Source organism: Faecalibacterium sp. HTF-F (genome assembly GCF_023347535.1).
Lineage (GTDB): Bacteria > Bacillota > Clostridia > Oscillospirales > Ruminococcaceae > Faecalibacterium > Faecalibacterium wellingii.
In genome coordinates this window covers 1,922,729-1,940,955 of sequence record NZ_CP094473.1, presented here as the reverse complement: position 1 = coordinate 1,940,955, position 18,227 = coordinate 1,922,729, and the positions used below count along the sequence as shown (strand labels likewise).

At 58.8% G+C, this 18,227-nt stretch carries 17 protein-coding genes; 8 read left to right on the top strand and 9 right to left on the bottom strand.

The window, feature by feature from the left end; translation table 11 throughout:
* Positions 1–2,604 carry a peptidoglycan-binding domain-containing protein gene (locus MTP37_RS09220; RefSeq protein ID WP_249237016.1) on the bottom strand — a complete coding sequence of 868 codons (2,604 nt, stop codon included), beginning with the start codon at positions 2,602–2,604 and terminating at the stop codon, positions 1–3.
* 181 nt (positions 2,605–2,785) lie between these two features.
* Here MTP37_RS09220 and MTP37_RS09215 point away from each other — a divergent pair, with 181 nt between their 5' ends.
* Positions 2,786–3,667: an aldose 1-epimerase family protein gene (locus MTP37_RS09215; protein WP_249237015.1), complete on the top strand. Its 882-nt coding sequence runs from the start codon at positions 2,786–2,788 to the stop codon at positions 3,665–3,667.
* Positions 3,668–3,785: 118 nt separating this feature from the next.
* On the opposite strand, the gene proS is transcribed toward MTP37_RS09215, so the two are convergent.
* Positions 3,786–5,225, bottom strand: a complete 1,440-nt coding sequence (gene proS, locus MTP37_RS09210; protein WP_005939895.1) for a proline--tRNA ligase — start codon at positions 5,223–5,225, stop codon at positions 3,786–3,788.
* A 122-nt stretch (positions 5,226–5,347) separates the two neighbouring features.
* A complete protein-coding gene (gene acpP, locus MTP37_RS09205; protein ID WP_044953468.1) occupies positions 5,348–5,584 on the bottom strand; it encodes an acyl carrier protein in 237 nt (78 codons plus the stop codon).
* 296 nt (positions 5,585–5,880) lie between these two features.
* Here acpP and dapF point away from each other — a divergent pair, with 296 nt between their 5' ends.
* From dapF to MTP37_RS09175, 6 genes are all read left to right on the top strand, one after another.
* Positions 5,881–6,720 carry a diaminopimelate epimerase gene (gene dapF / locus MTP37_RS09200; RefSeq protein ID WP_249237014.1) on the top strand — a complete coding sequence of 280 codons (840 nt, stop codon included), beginning with the start codon at positions 5,881–5,883 and terminating at the stop codon, positions 6,718–6,720.
* Between the two features lie 182 nt (positions 6,721–6,902).
* Positions 6,903–8,090, top strand: a complete 1,188-nt coding sequence (locus MTP37_RS09195; RefSeq protein WP_249237013.1) for an LL-diaminopimelate aminotransferase — start codon at positions 6,903–6,905, stop codon at positions 8,088–8,090.
* A gap of 83 nt (positions 8,091–8,173) precedes the next feature.
* A complete protein-coding gene (locus MTP37_RS09190) occupies positions 8,174–8,593 on the top strand; it encodes a GntR family transcriptional regulator (protein WP_330221217.1) in 420 nt (139 codons plus the stop codon).
* Between the two features lie 2 nt (positions 8,594–8,595).
* A complete protein-coding gene (locus tag MTP37_RS09185) occupies positions 8,596–9,441 on the top strand; it encodes an ABC transporter ATP-binding protein (protein ID WP_249237012.1) in 846 nt (281 codons plus the stop codon).
* Positions 9,438–10,082 (top strand): ABC-2 transporter permease, encoded by a 645-nt coding sequence (locus MTP37_RS09180; RefSeq protein ID WP_249237011.1) that lies wholly within the window; start codon positions 9,438–9,440, stop codon positions 10,080–10,082. The genes MTP37_RS09185 and MTP37_RS09180 overlap by 4 nt, the downstream gene beginning before the upstream one ends.
* Before the next feature lies 1 nt (position 10,083).
* Positions 10,084–10,242: a hypothetical protein gene (locus MTP37_RS09175; RefSeq protein WP_249237010.1), complete on the top strand. Its 159-nt coding sequence runs from the start codon at positions 10,084–10,086 to the stop codon at positions 10,240–10,242.
* Positions 10,243–10,301: 59 nt separating this feature from the next.
* On the opposite strand, the gene MTP37_RS09170 is transcribed toward MTP37_RS09175, so the two are convergent.
* The 6 genes from MTP37_RS09170 to MTP37_RS09145 all read right to left on the bottom strand — a co-directional run bounded on the left by MTP37_RS09170 (position 10,302) and on the right by MTP37_RS09145 (position 17,347).
* On the bottom strand, positions 10,302–10,541 hold the full coding sequence (locus tag MTP37_RS09170; RefSeq protein ID WP_249237009.1) for a hypothetical protein: 240 nt from the start codon (positions 10,539–10,541) through the stop codon (positions 10,302–10,304).
* Positions 10,542–10,560: 19 nt separating this feature from the next.
* The gene (locus MTP37_RS09165) at positions 10,561–11,037 is read right to left on the bottom strand and encodes a NanQ anomerase/TabA/YiaL family protein (protein WP_015537814.1); all 477 of its coding nucleotides are present in this window, start codon (positions 11,035–11,037) and stop codon (positions 10,561–10,563) included.
* A gap of 309 nt (positions 11,038–11,346) precedes the next feature.
* Positions 11,347–12,252: an SPFH domain-containing protein gene (locus MTP37_RS09160; RefSeq protein ID WP_249237008.1), complete on the bottom strand. Its 906-nt coding sequence runs from the start codon at positions 12,250–12,252 to the stop codon at positions 11,347–11,349.
* A 50-nt stretch (positions 12,253–12,302) separates the two neighbouring features.
* Complete coding sequence (locus tag MTP37_RS09155) at positions 12,303–12,752, bottom strand: NfeD family protein (RefSeq protein WP_249237007.1); 450 nt, start codon at positions 12,750–12,752, stop codon at positions 12,303–12,305.
* Positions 12,753–13,009: 257 nt separating this feature from the next.
* Positions 13,010–14,866 (bottom strand): glycoside hydrolase family 13 protein, encoded by a 1,857-nt coding sequence (locus MTP37_RS09150; protein ID WP_249237006.1) that lies wholly within the window; start codon positions 14,864–14,866, stop codon positions 13,010–13,012.
* Between the two features lie 75 nt (positions 14,867–14,941).
* Positions 14,942–17,347: a glycogen/starch/alpha-glucan phosphorylase gene (locus MTP37_RS09145; RefSeq protein WP_249237005.1), complete on the bottom strand. Its 2,406-nt coding sequence runs from the start codon at positions 17,345–17,347 to the stop codon at positions 14,942–14,944.
* A 425-nt stretch (positions 17,348–17,772) separates the two neighbouring features.
* Between MTP37_RS09145 and MTP37_RS09140 the strand changes: the two genes are divergently transcribed.
* A complete protein-coding gene (locus MTP37_RS09140) occupies positions 17,773–18,207 on the top strand; it encodes a cell division protein ZapA (RefSeq protein WP_249237004.1) in 435 nt (144 codons plus the stop codon).
* The last annotated feature ends 20 nt before the right edge of the window (positions 18,208–18,227 follow it).

Genomic DNA, 18,227 nt, shown 5'->3' with positions numbered 1-18,227 from the left:
TCATTCCTCCTTGCTACAGTGTGGGCAGCTCTGGGCCTGCAGCGCGGCCCATGTTCCGCGGTCCACGGTGCCGGTCACCAGCAGCCCGGCCCGCTGCTGTGTCAGCCGGACGGCGGCAGTCTCTTCCGGGCCAAAACGGCGGTTCTCGGTCACATAGCCCTCGGTGCAGTACAGGCAGGAACGCCCGTTCAGCCAGGTCTCCACCTGTGCCACGTCCGGCCCCACACTGCCCGCGCGGATGGCCCGGCCCGGGTAGACCGTTCCATGCCCGATGCTGCGGTCGGGGTTGGGCATTTCGGCGGCAAGCTGCAGGCTCAGCGCTTCCACAGCTGTCCATGTGTCGGCATCCGCAATGCCGGTCTCGGGCAGGCCCAGCAGCTCCTGTGCGCTGCGGGTGGCGGCGGCAGTCTCGTCGGTGTACTGGTCGGAGAGGGGCGGGTTCTCCACACTGGTAAAGTAGTAGGCAATGCGCTGCAAAAGCAGGCTGTAGTAGAGCACTGCACTGCCGGAAGACCCCACTGTGAGCGGGGTACCGGGGTAGGGCAGGCGCTTCAGGGTGACCACCGGCCCGGATGCCCGCAGGGTGGACGCCTTGTCGTACAGGCTGTTCCATGTGGTGCGGCCCACCACACCATCCACGGTCAGGCCCGCAAAACGCTGGTAGGCCCGCACGGCAGCTTCGGTGGAAGCACCGAACTGTCCGTCGATGCCGATGGCCGGGATGCTGCTCTCGTAGGCGCTCATGAGATAGAGGTAGAACTGCAGCTCCCGCACCGCTGTGCCGGAAGAGCCTTTGCGCAGCACGCCCGGGTACTCGCCGGGGCGCAGGGAAGAGGAAAGCAGCTTGTTGGCGATATCGTTGTACACCTCGTACAGCTTCAGCCACGTATTGCGGCCCACCACACCGTCACTGGTCAGGCCAAAGTAGCTCTGGAACCGTTTAACAGCGGCGGTAGTGGCGGCGCCGAACCGGCCGTCCACCGTGATGGAGTTCAGTCTGGAATACACCGTGCGGGCGATCTTGAGCCAGAACTGCACCAGCCGCACGTTCTGTCCGCTTGCACCCTCCCGCAGAGCGGTGCCCGGGTAGGCGTTGGGGGTGCCGTTGTCGGACTGGATGCTGCGGAACTGGTCGTACAGCTCGGTCCATGTGCTCTGCCCCACCACGCCGTCCACGGTCAGGCCGTATTTGCGCTGGAAGGCCCGCACCGCTGCGGCGGTGCCGCTGCCGAACACGCCGTCCACCGTGACCGATGGGATGGAGGAAGTGTACTGGGCCAGTGTGTTCAGCCAGAACTGCAGCTGCTCCACGGCGCTGCCGGTGGAGCCGGTGCGCAGCACGGTGCCGCCCCATGTGCCGTCCGAGAGGGTGCCGCTGGACACCTCGCCCTCGCTGGTCAGCTCGGCCAGATCTTTGACCGAGACGTAGATATAGCTGATCTTGTACCATGTCTGCCGCCCCACTACGCCGTCGGCGGTCAGGTTGAACTGCTTCTGGAACGCCCGAACCGTGGCAGCCATCCGGGCCCCGAACACGCCGTCCACAGTCAGCAGACCGAGGAAGGGATAGTCCTTGGTGATGCGGTTCAGCTGGCGCTGCAGGGTGAACACTGCTGTGCCGCTGTCGCCCTGCCGGATGGGCGAACCGGGGTAGCTCTGGGGGATAGACTGGATGTTCGAGGTGCGGATGATCTCAATGTCGTTGCCGTAGTAATACTTCAGGATCTGCAAGGCGTTACGGCCCTGATTGGCCAGCGTCACGGTGCCCCACTGCTTGAGACCCGGGCAGGTGACCGACTTGCCGTCGCAGTACTCGGAGTAGTAGGGGTTCACAGTGCCGGTCTTGCGGAGATAGGTGTTGAAGATATCGTCGGTGATGCGCACCATCACGTCGAACACCGTGCGTCCGTGGACGTAATACTGGTCATAGCTGGTGGAGTTGGTGATGTTGAAGGTATAGCCCTTGCTGGGATACCACTCGGTGTAGATGCGGTTGAGCGCCAGCGAGATCTGACAGTGGATGTTGGCCCGCAGGGCCTGCTCCGGCCATGTGGGATACACTTCGCTGGACGCCACATTGGCAATATAATCCCGGAAGGAGACGGTCACGTTCCGTGCGGAGGCTGCAGGCTTGCCCAGATGCACCGTGATGTTCTTGGGGATGATGACCCGGCTCAGCACCCGGGGCACGCAGTTCTCCATGGGGTCCGGGCCGCTGCCGCCATCGCCGGTGAACAGTGAATGCTCCGGGATGACTATGGGCGGGTTTACCACGTCGCGATCCTCTTCGGTCTCGGGGATCATCTCCGGCTGGGCCAGTGTGACCTGCCCGGCAAAGATCTGCACACCCTGAATGCGCACGGTGCGGAAGCCTGCCTTTGCGGCAGTCAGGTCCACAACGGCATAGGGCCGGATGGTGTTGTCCTCCTGCAGGGACAGCGCGCAGGAGGGGGCTTCAATGGAGAGGTCGGCAGCGGTGCCGGTCTCGTCGGTGATACGCTGAGCGGTAAAGCCGTTGCCGGACACGGTGACGAGAACGCCCTCGATGGGCGAGGACTGACGGGCACCGAAAGCCTGAATGCGTAGAATGCCGGTGTTTTTCATAGGCGGATGCTCCTTTGCTGTGAGAATGGAATGCTTCTCCCACAGCGTATTCGGCCGCGCCGCCGGACGTGAATCGGGTCTTTTCTTTTGCAGCAGAGGAGTGTATACTGGAAACAGGACGGAGTGGACGCACTTGCCATTCGGACAGTCTATGATAAGAAGAGCAAAGGAGAATACAGCAATGCAGGCAACCATTCACAACGAATTTTTGACCCTCACGGTGGACACCCACGGTGCCGAAGCAGTCAGCCTGAAAAATGCAGCGGGCGAAGAAATGCTTTGGCAGGCCGACCCGGCTGTGTGGAAGCGCCACGCCCCCATTCTGTTCCCGTGGACGGGCAAGCTGCCCGGCGGCACCTTTGAGGTGGACGGCAAAACGTACAAGGGCGGTCAGCACGGCTTTGCCCGGGACATGGAGCACACCCTGCTCAAGGCCGAGGGCGATACCATCCAGTTGGAGCTGCGCTCGGATGACGCCATCAAGGCCGAGCGCTTCCCCTTTGATTTTGTGCTCACCAGCACCTTCCGGCTGGACGGGAAGACCGTGCACCACACGCTGGCCGTATCGAACCCCGGCAGCGGGGAGCTGCGTTTCGGCATCGGCTATCACCCTGCGTTCAACATTCCCTTCGACGATCAGCACACTACCACAGACTACGAGTTCCGTTTTGACCGGCCGGAGAGCCCGGTCATTCTCGACGCCCGCCCCAACGGTCTGCTGAGCGGCAGATGCTATTACCAGTGGAAGAACCAGCAGGCCATCCCGCTGACCGATGACCTGTTTGACAACGACAGCTTCTGCATGGCGGGCCTGCGCACCGGCACCATCGGCATCTGTGAGAAGGACACCGGCCGCAAGATCACCTGCAATGTGGAAGGCTACCCCTATTCGCTCATCTGGTCGGCTCCCGCAAAGCCGGTGCGGTTTGTGTGCATCGAGCCGTGGCACAGCCTGCCCGCCGCTGAGACCGACCCGCAGGCGTGGAGCCAGCGTGCAGCCGCCGCCTGCCTTGCCCCGGGTGAAAGCTGGAAGACCACCCTGAGCACCACATTTGAACGATAAAACTCCCTCAGTCTCGTTTCGCTCGCCAGCGATGACGGAAGGAGTTCTGCAAACAAGAAAAAGCTCCCGGAACATCGAAATGCTCCGGGAGCTTTTGTGCTGTCAGTAAAAGGAAAGCTTAGTATGCCACGCCCCAGTAGACCATGGTCTTGGCGGGCTTACCGCAGCAGGGGCACACATCGCTCAGGTGCTCCTGCTCAAAGGGCATGCAGCGGCTGGACAGACCGACTTCTTCCTTCATCTTCATTTCGCAGGCAAGGTCGCCGCACCACATGGTCTTGATGTAGCCGGTGTTTGCCTTGGCCAGCTCCTTCACCTCGTCCATGGTGGTGGCAGCCCAGGTGCGCTTCTCGCGGTTGGCAAGAGCACGCTCGTACAGGTCCTTGCGCAGAGCCTCCAGCTGGGCGGGGATGGCAGTTTCCAGCTCGTCCAGAGAGACAAAGACCTTTTCGCGGGTGTCGCGGCGCACCAGCACGCACTGGTTCTTTTCCAGATCCTTGGGGCCGATCTCCAGACGCAGGGGCACGCCCTTCATCTCCCACTGAGAGAACTTCCAGCCCGGGGCATTGTCGCTGTCGTCCAGCTTCACGCGGGCATATTTGCTGATCTTTTCAGCCAGCTCGGCAGCCTTCTCGCTGACGCCGGGCTTGTGGGCGGCAATGGGCACCACCACAACCTGAATGGGGGCCACTGCCGGGGGCAGGATCAGGCCGTCGTCGTCGCCGTGGGTCATGATGATGGCACCCACCAGACGGGTGGAAACGCCCCAGCTGGTCTGGAACGGATGATGCAGCTGGTTGTCGCGGCCGGTAAAGGTGACGTCGTAAGCCTTGCTGAACTTGTCGCCAAAGTAGTGGCTGGTGCCGCTTTGCAGGGCCTTGCCGTCCTTCATCATGGCCTCGATGGTATAGGTGGCCTCGGCACCGGCAAACTTTTCCTTGTCGGTCTTGCGGCCCTTCACCACGGGAATGGCCAGATCCTGCTCGCAGACGTCTGCGTAGCAGTTCAGCTGCTGCTGGGTCTCAGCCTCCGCCTCGGCGGCAGTCTCGTGGATGGTGTGGCCTTCCTGCCACCAGAACTCGCGGCTGCGCAGGAAGGGACGGGTAGTCTTTTCCCAGCGCACCACGCTGCACCACTGGTTGTATTTCATGGGAAGCTCGCGGTAGCTGTGCAGCACGCGTGACCAGTGGTCGCAGAACATGGTCTCACTGGTGGGACGCACGGCCAGACGCTCTTCCAGCTTGTCGGAACCGCCCATCGTGACCCACGCCACCTCCGGCGCGAAGCCATTGACCAGTTCGCCTTCCTTCTGCAGCAGGCTTTCCGGAATCAGCACGGGCATTGCCACGTTTTCATGACCGGTGGCCTTGAAGCGGGCATCCATGTCCTTCTGGATCAGCTCCCAGATGGCCTGACCATAGGGGCGCAGGATGATGAAACCCTTCACACTGGAATACTCCACCAGCTCTGCCTTGACGCAGATATCGGTGTACCACTGTGCAAAGTTTTCTTCCTGACTGGTGATCGCCTGTACGAGCTTCTTTGAATCTTTTGCCATTTGTATTTATCCTCCTAAGGCCGTGCGCCAAACGCTGTACGTTCCGCACGAACCATAATAAAGCCCCGCCTGCAGCCGCGGCCGGGTGCCGCAGCGCGGAGAACGGGGCTTTTCGACTGAAATCAGTTCTGCGCGTGGCTGTCCACAAAGTTTACCACATCGCCCACGGTGCGCAGGGACTCGATGGCGTCATCCGGCACCTCGATGCCGAACTCATCCTCCAGTGTCATCACCATGTCCACGATGTCCAGGCTGTCGGCCTCAAAATCGCTCATGATGTCACTGTCCATCGTGATCTTTGCCGGATCAACGTCCAGCTGCTCCGCCAGCAATGCACGGATTTTTTCAAAAGTATCCATTCCTGTGGTCTCCTTTTTGCAGTTGTTTTGCTGGTCTGTACACTGGGGCCGTGGGTGCGGCGCTGTGATGGTGCGCCTGCGGATGCTGCGCGGCTCCACCGGGCTGTACAGAACGCTCTCTTTTTTTATATCCCATGCCGTGGCTGTTGTCAAGCCCTGTTTTCGCTTTCCCGTCCGGGAACACGAAAAAAGTTCCAAAACGCATATTTTCGCTTGACAGAAGCCCCCGGGTTTCTTATCATTATAGAGAAGTGAGTTCAGGTGAACGGAATGTTCACCAATAAGGAGAATGGAACATGAAGCTTTCATTTACCAAAATGCAGGGCTGCGCCAACGACTATATTTATCTGGACTGCCGCGAAAGCGGTGTGCCGGAGAACATCGCAGCCTTTTCCGAAAAATTGTCCCGGCGGCATTTTTCCATCGGAGCCGACGGCATCATCTGTATCTGCGCTGCGCAGACGGCGGGTGCCGACGGCATGATGCGCATCTTCAACGCCGACGGCAGCGAGGGCAGGATGTGCGGCAACGGCATCCGTTGCGTGGCCGAGTGGCTGTATACCCACGGCATCTCCAAAGAGACCCTTGCCATTGATACCCTCAGCGGTCTGAAGACCGTCACCCGCAAGGGCGCGGGCCTGTGGCAGGTGGAGATGGGGGCCTACAGTGCCATGCCTGCCGACCTGCCGGCGGTGAACATGGGAGACGGCGCACTTGTGGATAAGACCCTGACCGTGGACGGGAAAGACTGGCAGGTGACCTGCATCAGCGTGGGCAATCCTCACTGCGTGACCGTGGTGGAGAATGTGGACAGCCTGAAGCTGGAGGACATCGGCCCCGGCTTTGAGCACCACGCAAACTTCCCGGAGCGCATCAACACCGAGTTCGTGCAGGTGGTGGATGCCACCCACCTGAAAATGCGGGTGTGGGAGCGCGGCAGCGGCGAGACATGGGCCTGCGGCACCGGCACCTGCGCCACTGTGGCAGCCCTGACCGAGCTGGGCATCTGCCCCGCCGGAGAGGACATCCATGTGCAGCTGCGGGGCGGTGTGCTGACCATCCGGGTATTGTCAGGCTGCCAGCTGCTGATGACCGGCGCCGCCGAGACCGTGTGCGAGGGCACGACGGAAGTGTAAGAAAAACGAGAACCCTCTCAGTCGCCTGACGGCGACAGCTCTCCCGAAGGGCGAGCTTTTCCACATCAAGAGGAAAAGTTTTTCTTCACAACAAAAAAGCTCCCCCACTCGGTGGAGCTGGCATCGAGCGGACGCGAGATGAATGAGAGGGTCATACCAAAACAGAAGCGAGGGAAAGTATTATGAAAATGAACAAACACTACAACGAGCTGAAGGCCAGCTACCTGTTCGTGGACATTGCCCACAAGGTGGCTGCCTATCAGGAGGCACACCCGGAGAAGGAGATCATCCGTCTGGGCATCGGCGATGTGACCCAGCCGCTGGCAAAGTGCGTGGTCAAGGCCATGCATGACGCTGCCGACGAAATGGGCACAAAGGAAGGCTTCCATGGTTATGGCCCGGAGCAGGGCTACCCCTTCCTGAAGCAGGCTATTCAGGGCTACTATGCAGGCCGCGGCACCCAGCTGGCAGAGGACGAGATCTTCATCTCGGACGGTGCCAAGAGTGATCTGGCCAATGTGCTGGGCCTGTTCGATGTGGACAACACCGTGCTGGTGCCGGACCCCGTTTACCCCACCTATGTGGACGATAACGTGACCGATGGCCGTAAGATCATCTACAGCCGCACCGGTCAGGAGAACGGCTTCCTGGGTATGCCGGACGAGAACGTAAAGGCAGACATCATCTATATCTGCAGCCCCAACAACCCCACCGGTGCCGCCTACACCCGCGACCAGCTGAAGGTCTGGGTGGACTACGCCCGCAAGAACAATGCCATCATCCTGTACGATGCTGCCTACGAGTGCTTCATCTCGGACGAGAACCTCGCCCGCAGCATCTTCGAGATCGAGGGGGCCCGCGAATGCGCTATTGAGATCTGCTCTTTCTCCAAGATCGCAGGCTTCACCGGCACCCGCTGCGGCTACACCGTGGTGCCCAAGGAGCTGGAGCGCGAGGGCATGAACATCAATAAGCTGTGGCTGCGCCGCCAGACCACCAAGTTCAACGGTGTGCCTTACGTGGTGCAGCGCGCCGCCGCTGCGGTGTTCACCGAGAGCGGCATGGCCGAGATCCAGCAGAATCTGGACTACTACCGCAAGAATGCCAAGGTCATCGCGGACGCTCTGGACGAGTGCGGCGTGTGGTACTGCGGCGGCAAGAACAGCCCCTACATCTGGCTGCGCTGCCCCGGTAACATGAAGAGCTGGGAGTTCTTCGACTGGCTGCTGGAAAACTGCGGCGTGGTGGGTACCCCGGGCGTGGGCTTCGGCGAGTGCGGCGAGGGCTACTTCCGCCTGACCGCTTTCGGTGACGCCGAAAAGACCAAGATGGCCGCCGAGCGCATCAAGACCGCCATCAAGGCACTGTAAAACCTAAAAAATGCACCTGCTGTCCATTTTGGACGGCGGGTGTATTTTTTTGCGCATTCTCTTGACAAATCTGTATCTACTGTATATACTGTGCATATACAGATAAAACACAAGAGCCAAAGGAGCAGCCGATGGAACTGTTTATCAACAACAAAAGCGGCGCGCCCATCTATGACCAGATCTACAACCAGATCAAGCAGCAGATCATCAGCGGGGCTTTGCAGCCGGACGAGGCCATGCCCTCCATCCGGGGGCTGGCACGGGATCTGCGCATCAGCGTCATTACCACCAAGCGCGCCTACGATGAACTGGAAAAAGAGGGCTTCCTTTACGCAGTACCGGCAAAGGGCTTTTTTGTAGCCCCTAAAAACACCGAGTTGCTGCGGGAAGAGAACCTGAAAAAAATTGAAGCGCACCTTACCGAGGCCGTCCGCTTGTCCGTATCCTGCGGGCTGAGCAGGGAAGAGCTGCGGGAGATGCTGGAACTGCTGTGGGAGGGCTGAACATGAACGCACTGGAACTGCGGGGACTTACAAAGCACTATAAGGACTTTACCCTCGGACCGCTGGATCTGACCTTGCCCGGCGGCACCATCTGCGGACTGATCGGTGAAAACGGAGCAGGCAAAAGCACCACTATCCGGTTAATCTTAGATATGGTGCAGCGGGACGGCGGTACCGTGACCATCCTTGGCAGGGACAGCCGCACTGTTTCCGTCCGCACCAGAGAGGAGATCGGCGTGGTGCTGGGCAGCGAGGGCATCCCCCTGTGCCTGAACGCAGTGCAGGCAGGCAAGGTGATGGCGGGCATCTACCGCAACTGGGATGCTGCTGCCTATGCGGAGCTGTGCCGGAAGTTCGGCCTGCCGGACAAAAAGCAATACAAGGACTACTCTACCGGCATGAAGATGAAGCTGTGCATTGCCGTGGCGCTGGCGCACCACCCGAAGCTGCTGCTATTGGACGAAGCCACCAACGGGCTGGATCCGGTGGTGCGGGACGAGGTGACCGACCTGCTGCTGGACTTTACCCGGGACGAAAACCACTCTATCCTCATCTCCTCCCACATCGTCAGCGATTTGGAAAAGCTGTGCGATACCATCGCCTTCCTGCACAAGGGCAGGCTGCTGCTCTGTGAGGAAAAGGACGCTTTGCGGGAGGAATACGCCCTGTGGCACGGTACGGCGGCGCAGCTGGCGGCACTGGATACGCGGGTGTACGGCAAGCGGGTCACCCCCTACGGGGTAGAGGCGCTTGTGCGCCGGGATGCAATGCCCGCCGGGGCAGAGCTTACCCCGGTAAGCATTGAGGAGCTGTTTGTGCTGATGGTGAAAGGGGAGAGTGCTGCATGAAAGGCTTGCTGTTAAAGGACGCATATCAGGCATGGTATTACGCAAAAATGGTCGTTGTGGCAGCTGTAGTCATGATGGGTGTGGGCGTGATCTCGATAATGAACGGGGCCAATTTCTTCATTGTCTATGCGGGCTTTTTGCTGGGTATGATGCCCATGACACTGCTGGCATACGACCAGACCAGCAAATTCAACGAATACAGTGCCGCGCTTCCGGCCACAAAAGAGCAGCTGGTGGGGTGTAAATACATCGTTGGTCTGTGCGGGCTGGTGCTGGCAGAGGCTTTTGCTGCCGCGGCGCTTGGCGTGGCACAGCTGCACTGGGTAGCCGTGGATAGCGCGCTCGTGATCTCTACGCTGGTGCAGGTGGGCATGACCACCCTGCTCAGCAGCACCATCCTGCTGCCGCTGAGCTACCGCTTCGGCTACGAAAAGGCAAAGGTCGGGTTCTATTTTATAGTTGGTGCACTCTCGGCCCTGATGGGCTTTTCCGTGGCCGCAAACGAGGACGGTCTTGTGAGAAACCTTCTTCCGCAGAGCATCTCGTCGCTGGGGCTGCTGGGTATTGCGGCGGCGGCGCTGGTGCTGTATGCTCTCTCGTGGCGGCTATCCGTTGCATGGTACGGAAAGGCAGAGCAGTAAGATGAAGAAAAGTCAAACTGCAGGCATCCTGTTCGGTGTTGCTATGGGCGTTTTGTTCAGCGTGACGCTGGGAACGGTCGGTTTTGTGCTGGGTGCCAGCTTTGCAAGTCTGGGTATGGTGATGTTTAAAGGGCTGGATGACCCACAGGATAAAAAGTAAGGTGTAAAAAGTGCGACGCCCCTGCAGGAAAAGCTTTTTCTGCAGGGGCGTCGCTGTATTTATTTCTCGGACTCTTCGGCGTTTTTCTGTGCGGCTTCCAGCTCCTCCACCCGCTTTTGCAGGGCGGTGATCTTGTCGTCCATTTTCAGGAACGTCCACACCAGAACAGCCAGAACCACCGCAGGCGGAACCACCATCCACAGGGACTGCTGACACCAGAGCAGCAGCGAATAGCCGCCGAACACGGTAAAGAGGAATACGGCAAACAGGCTTGCAGCCAGTACAGCAAAAAATCCCATGCAGAAAGTCTCCTTTTGGTTATTCCTCCGTCTCTTCCTCGTCCGGGTCCAGTTCGATGCTGAACACGGCCTTTTTCAGTTTACCGCAGCCCTGCGCCTTCAGACCGGATTTATAGGGCTCTCCGGCCAGATACAGGGCAAACCGCCCCTCGCACAGCATACCGGCAATGCTGGTGCCGGCGGTGCCCACGGTGGTGTCGGCGGCTTCATCGGTGGGCTTGGTGGGGGTCAGCTCCGCAAGGCTCACCTCAAACAGCTCACTGCCGTCCAGATCGGTCTCCAGCGTGATGTGGTTGTCGTGGCGCTGGAACAGAGCCTTGTCGGAGGTCTGGGGCGTGACGGTGCTCACGGTGACCACGGCCTTGTCTCCATCGATGCGGGTGCGCCCGGCGGGCAGGGTGGTGATATCCCGGGCCATGATGTACTCAATGACGGTGTCCAGATTGTCGCTGACGCCCAGATAGTTGGGCAGGTTGTTCAGGGTATCGTAGATCATGGAAAAGTCCTCCAGCTGTATCGTTTTTGTTATCTGTATGGTATCACAGGCAGGGCACAGATGCAATACGAACGATTTGAATGTGCTTCGCTTTGCTCTGTACAGATTCAGCGAAAATGAATTTTTAATTTTGAAATACCCTTTTTTCACAAGGAAGGGCTGAAACCCCAAAATGCATGTTTTCATTCCGGCCTTTCCAGTGAAAATGCACCTCCGGGCAGACCGCAGTCTGCCCGGAGGTGTTCTACTTAAAAGTGATTTCCGCTGAAAACAGCCAGAGCGAAGCGGAGGCGATTCAAAACAAAAAGCTCACTCTGCGTCCTTGGGGTCGGTCATCAGCTCCTTGATGCTGGGCACAACGCCGCCCAGATTCTGCAATTCCGAGGGAATGATGATCTTGGTTGCCTTGCCGTTGGCGACCTTGGCCAGAGCTTCCAGACTGCGCAGGGCCAGCACCTTGTCGCTGGGCATGGCTTCGTTCAGCAGATGGATGGCGTCGGCGTTGGCCTTCTGAACGGCCAGAATGGCCTGTGCTTCACCCTCAGCTTCCAGAATGCGCTGCTGCTTCACAGCATCTGCACGCAGAATGGCGGCTTCCTTTTCGCCCTCGGCGGCAGTGATGGCAGCCTGCTTTTCACCGTCGGCCTTCAGGATCACGGCGCGCTTCTCGCGCTCAGCCTTCATCTGCTTCTCCATGGCTTCCTGGATCTCACGCGGCGGGATGATGTTCTTCACCTCCACGCGGTTCACCTTGATGCCCCACTTGTCGGTGGCTTCGTCCAGGATGGCGGTGATCTTGCCGTTGATGACGTCGCGGCTGGTCAGGGTGTGGTCCAGCTCCATTTCGCCGATAATGTTGCGCAGGGTGGTGGCAGACAGGCTCTCGATGGCGGCAATGGGCTGATTGACGCCGTAGGTGTAGAGCTTGGCGTCCATTACCTGAAAGAATACCACGGTATCGATCTGCATGGTAACGTTATCGCGGGTGATGACCGGCTGAGGGGGAAAGTCTGCCACCTGCTCTTTCAGGCTCACCTTTTTGGCGATGCGCTCGATGAAGGGAATCTTGATGTGCAGGCCTGCCGACCATGTGTCGGAGTAGCTGCCCAGCCGCTCAACGACATACACCTTGGACTGGGGCACGATGACGATGTTGGTGATGATCACCAGCAGGACGACAAAGACCAGCGCGAGGATCAGAAAAAACATGACCATAGTGGTTCTCCTTTTTCAGATGGGTGCAACGTTTCAGCGCAGAACGCAGATCACGCTCTGCGGCTTTCGGTCAATACGGGCTCCACGATGAGCAGGGTGCTGTGCAGTTCGGTCACACGGCAGCGCTGCCCGGGGGTGAGGGTGTCGCCGGGAGTGGCGCAGCGGGCATTCCAGTCCACGCCGTCCAGCCGCACACGGCCCGGCAGGTCGGCGGTGACGGTGGTCAGCACGGTGGCCTCCCGGCCAAGGTTGCGGTCGCCATTGGTGGGAACGTTTTTTTGGCGCAGCTTTGCGGCCAGCGGGCGGAACATCAGCAGGCACAGGGCGCTTACCACAATGAACACCAGTGCCTGAACGCGGAAGGAACCGGTGAACAGGCAGGTGAGCAGAGCGGCAGCTGCGCCGACGGCGAACCAGACGGAGGTCATGCTGAAGGTGGAAGCCTCTAACAGCAAAAAGCCCACCACGGCAGCCAGCCAGAGAAATGGAACAGGATTCATGGTTCTCCCTCCTTATGCCCCTATTATAGAGTATCCCCCGGGTGGAAGGTCAAGCGTTTTTTGATGGAACGTTGCGCAGAAAACGAAATAAAGAACAAAATAAATGAAAAGCAGTGCAAGATGTAGTTTGCGGATACGGCCCTTTGCGTGAAAATGCAACAACGGGCGGCCCGCAGGCTGCCCGTTGTTGCGATAATAAAAGATAAAATTTCCTCTGAATGTGCCCAGAGCGAACGCGGCGGGCATTCAAATCGTTTTTACTTGATATCGTAATAGCTGTGGTTCGGATTGTGGCCGTTCTCCTCCACCACGATGGTAAAGCCCATGGGGTTCACCTCCGTGTGCTTGCCGGAAGCCAGCGGTTCCACGATGATGTGCTCCGAGCGGTTCACGATGATCTCGGCGGTTTCCGCTTCGCCTACGCGCTGGTAGTGCAGGATGCCGTCCTGCGCCCGCAGCACCCGCAGCTCACCGGTGCGGAAGGCTTCGCAGCTGTGGCGCAGCTGCGCCAGCTGTGCCAGCACCGGCTTCAGGCGCTTTTCGTGGCTGTCCCAGCAGAAGAAGGCACGGTTGAAGGGGTCGCGGTAGCCCTGCATCCCGATCTCGTCGCCGTAATACAGGCAGGGCACGCCGGGCAGCGTGTAGATGATGGCATAGGCCATGCGCAGGCGCAGCATCCCTTCCTCGTAGGCTTCGCCGGTCACACAGCGGCCGCTCTGCCACTCGCGGCCACGGCCGTTGGCGGGCTCGTCCGCAATGACGGTGAGAGCGCGTTCGGTGTCGTGGGTGGAGAGAAAGTTCAGCGCAGTGTCCATGGCAGGGGCGGGGTAGTGCTCACAGATGGACAGGATCTCCCCCATGGCCTGCTGGGCGGGCTTGCCCTTTACAAAATCCAGCACGGCATTCTTGAAGGGGTAGTTCATCACACTGTCCAGCCCCCTGCCCAGCAGGTAGGTGCGGCGCTGACCAAAGCCGTATTTGGTGGTGGCATCCTCCCACACCTCGCCCAGCAGGAACTTTTCCGGGCTGACCCGCTTGACAGCGGCACGGATCTTTTCAATAAAGTCGTCCGGCAGCTCGTCGGCCACATCCAGCCGGAAGCCTGCGGCACCGCGCCGCAGCCATGTGTCGATGACGCCGCCCTCGCCGGTGATGAACTCCACAAACGAGGGGGTCTCTTCGTTCACTTCGGGCAGAGTCTCGAAACCCCACCAGCTGCGGTAGCCGCCCTTATACTTGGGGTCGAAATCGTACCAGCTGCGGTAGGGAGAGCTGGGGTCGCGGTAAGCGCCGCCGTCCCCATAGCGGCCTTCGCGGTTGAAGTAGCGGCTGTCGGAGCCGGTATGGCTGAACACACCGTCCAGCACGATGCCAATGCCGTACTTGGCGGCCTCGCGGCAGAGCACCTCGAACTCCTCGTTGGTGCCCAGCAGCGGGTCTACGTTGAGATAGTCAGCAGTGTTGTAGCGGTGGTTGGAGTGGGCCTCAAAGATGGGGTTAAGATAAAGGTAGTCCACCCCCATCTCCCGCAGATAGGGCAGCTTGATACGGATGCCTTCCAAGTCGCCGCCGAAATAGTCCTCGTTCAGGTGGCCGCCGGTCTCGTTGGGCTGCCAGAAGGGTTCGGCGTGTTTGTCGGCCTGATACAGCCGGTCCGGGAAAGGCATGGGCTTGTTCTCAATGCCCTCGCAGAACCGGTCTGGGAAGATCTGATAGAACACCTTGCCCTTGATGCACTCCGGGGTCTGGAAACCGGCATCGTAGACGGTGATCTGCCACTTTTCGCCTTCCTGCCAGCTGACAACGCCGCAGTTGTCCGGCCCGCGGTAGATGCGGCGGAAGTCGGTGTAGAGATCGAAGTAGTAGAAGTACAGGCCCGGGTCATTCAGCGGCAGCTCCACGGAAAAGTGGTTCTGCTGGGGGGTCTGGCCGTCGAACTTCATGCGGTAGTGCACCGGTACGTCATATTTTCCCTCTTTCTGGAGCACCAGATGAGGATCGACATAGCCCAGCTCTTCCGGGATGCAAAGGGTCAGGCGCACGGTCTGACCGGCCCGCAGCGCACCAAATGGCTGCTTGAAATAGGGGTCGTAGCTATTGAACAGACAAGACAAAGCAGGGTCGTCCTTTCTCAAAAAAGCCCCGGCGGGCCAAACGCCGCCGGGGCAGATGGATTTTTTAAGGGAAAATTACTTGCCCATGGGCACCGGGGAAGCGTACCAGATGTCGTGTGCGTAATCCAGCACAGAGCGGTCGGCGCTGAAGATGCCGCTGTTGGCAATGTTCTTCAGGCTCATGTGTGCCCACTTCTCGCGGTCGGCATACAGCTTCTGCAGGTCGGCCTGTGCGCGGCGGTAATCCTTGAAGTCGGCCATGACCATATACGGGTCGCTGCTGCGCAGGTTCTCGGTCACTTCGTGGAAGTTCTCGCCATTCCAGCCGCGCTCCAAGAAGTTCAGAGCGTTGTTGGCAACATCGTCGCCCATGATGAAGGCGTTGGGATGGTAGCCCACCTGCTTGAGGTTGTTCACCTCGGGGGTCAGCATACCGAAGATCAGCTCGTTCTCCTTGCCGGCAGCATCTGCGATCTCCACGTTTGCGCCGTCCAAAGTGCCCAGAGTGATAGCGCCGTTCAACATGAACTTCATGTTGCCGGTACCGGAAGCCTCGGTGCCTGCCAGAGAGATCTGCTCAGAGACCTCGGCAGCGGGCATCAGGTGCTCGCTCAGAGAGACGCAGTACTCTTCCAGATAGACCACGCGCAGCTTGTCGCGCACAGCGGGGTCGTTGTTGATGAGGTCGCCCAGCTTACAGATCATGCGGATCATCTGCTTTGCCATGTAGTAGCCGGGAGCAGCCTTTGCGCCGAAGATATAGGTCTTGGGGATGAAGTCGGCGTTGGGGTTCTCTTTCAGGTACAGGTACTGGGCAGCGATGTTCAGCGCGTTCAGGTGCTGGCGCTTGTACTCGTGCATACGCTTGACCTGACAGTCAAAGATGGAGTTCGGGTCGATGATCTGACCGGTGCTCTTTGCCAGATAGTTGGCAAAGTTGGTCTTGTTCTCCAGCTTGATCTCGTTCAGGCGCTTGAGAACGGTCTTGTCGTTCTCGAACTTGTTCAGCTTGGACAGATCGGAAGCATCGTGCTTGTAGCCGTCGCCGATGGTCTCGTCCAGCAGCTTGCACAGGCTGGGGTTAGAGGCCAGCAGCCAGCGGCGGTAAGCGATGCCGTTGGTCACGTTCTTGAAGGCCTGCGGCTTGAACAGGTAGTAATCGTGGAAGACGCTGTCCTTGATGATCTCGCTGTGCAGCTTGGACACGCCGTTGATGCTGTTGGCGGTGTAGGCGCAGATGTTTGCCATGCGCACCTGATTGTCGCCGATCAGTGCCATATAGTCGATCTTGCCCTTGTCGCCGGGGAAGACCTTCTCCAGCTCTGCACGGGCGCGGCGGTCCATCTCCACCACGATCTGGTAGATGCGGGGCAGGGTCATCTTGAAGATGTCCACGTTCCACTTTTCCAGAGCCTCAGCCATGACGGTGTGGTTGGTGTAGGAGAAGACCTTCTGGCAGATGTTGAATGCCTTGTCCCAGTCAAAGCCGCACTCGTCCAGCAGAATGCGCATCATCTCGGGGATGGCCAGAGTGGGGTGGGTGTCGTTCAGCTGGATGGCGACCTTGTCGGGCAGGTTCTCGAGGGTCGCATAGCTGGACAGGTGGTTCTGCACGATATCGCCGATGGATGCGGCAGACAGGAAGTACTGCTGGCGCAGGCGCAGGATCTTGCCCTCCACGTGGTTGTCGTTGGGGTACAGCACCTTGGAGATCAGCTCTGCATTGGCGTTCTTGCTCATTGCAGTGTTGTAGTTGCCCAGAGAGAAGCTGGACATATCAAAATCCGGTGCCTTTGCCTGCCACAGACGCAGCTTGGCAACGCCCTTGCCGTCGTAGCCCTGCACATACATATCAGAGGGAACAGCCATGACGCTGTTGTAGTTGGTGTGCTGGATATAGTGGAAGCCGTTGTCCCAGTTCTCGTGGATCTCGCCGTCAAAACGGACTTCCACTGCCTGATCCGGGTGGCTCTTCAGCCAGACCTGACCGCCGGGCAGCCAGTTATCAGCGCGCTCCTGCTGCCAGCCGTCCACGATCTTCTGCTTGAAGATGCCGTACTCGTACAGGATGGAGTAGCCGGTGCCGCAGATGCCGGTGGTGGCCATGCCGTCCAGATAGCAGGCAGCCAGACGGCCCAGACCGCCGTTGCCCAGACCTGCATCCGGCTCTTCCTCAAAGATGCCGTCAATGCTGATGTCGGCATCGGACAGGGCCTTCTTTGCCACCTCGTCCAGACCCAGATTCAGCAGGCTGGTCTTCAGGCTGCGGCCCATCAGGAACTCCATGCACAGGTAGTACACCTGCTTGGTGCCGGTGCCAATGGCCTTGGACTGGAACTTCTTGTGGTTCTCGCTCATCATCTGGCGGCAGATCAGTGCCAGAGAACGGTAGATCTGCTGGTTGGAAGCAACACTCAGCTCCACGCCGTACTCGCTGGTGAGCTTGTCCTGAAGAAGTTTACCGAATTCTTTCGATGTCATAAAGGTACTCCTATCCGCATAAGTTTTCAGCTTTGCTAAAATAATTGAAATAATTGGCGCCTGCAGACACTTTCCCTCACTTGCTCTGCCGCCAACATAACAAAGATATTATAATATGACAGAATGACAAATGCAAGGAATCAAGGGATTTTTTCCGTAACTGACATTTTTTTATTGAACTTTCTGATAAATATGCCAAAATTTCAAAAAATACACTTTTTCTTGATGCTTATTTATATTATAATAGGGAGAGAAACCTGCTTTCCGAAACATTTTCGGGCACAAATTCCGGGGGAAATGTGTCGGGTAACTCTCCCGGAGGGGAACAAAACGCCGAAACGGTACCGGAAACGGTGCCGCTTTTCGGAAATCACCAAGAACAGAACCGCCTGTGCAAGGGCGGAAAAGGATAAAGGGGAATAGATATGGTCAACAAGGTACGGGTGAACATTGCGGGTACGCCGTATGCCATCGCTACGACGGACCCGGAAAAATATATCCAGTCGCTGGCAAAAAAGCTGGACGAGGATATCACAAAGCTGCTGGACGCAAACGAAAACCTTTCGGTGACGAAGGCGGCGGTGTTCTGCGCCATGGATTATCTGGATGAGTACCGCAAGAGCACCGGCAGCGCGGAGAACATGCGCAGCCAGATTCAGGACTACATTGCGGACGCCGCCCGCGCAAAGCTGGCAGAAGACAAGGCAAAGGCGGAAAATGAGGTGCTGCGCCGGGAGGCTGCCGCTCTGCGGGAACAGCTGGAAAAGATGCGCAGCAAGGAAGCCCGGCGCGAAGAGCGCGCCCAGCAGGCCGCGCAGCAGACGGCGGGCAGAAGCGAAGGCATGGAACAGAAGGGCTGAGCGCCTTTTACAGGATAAAG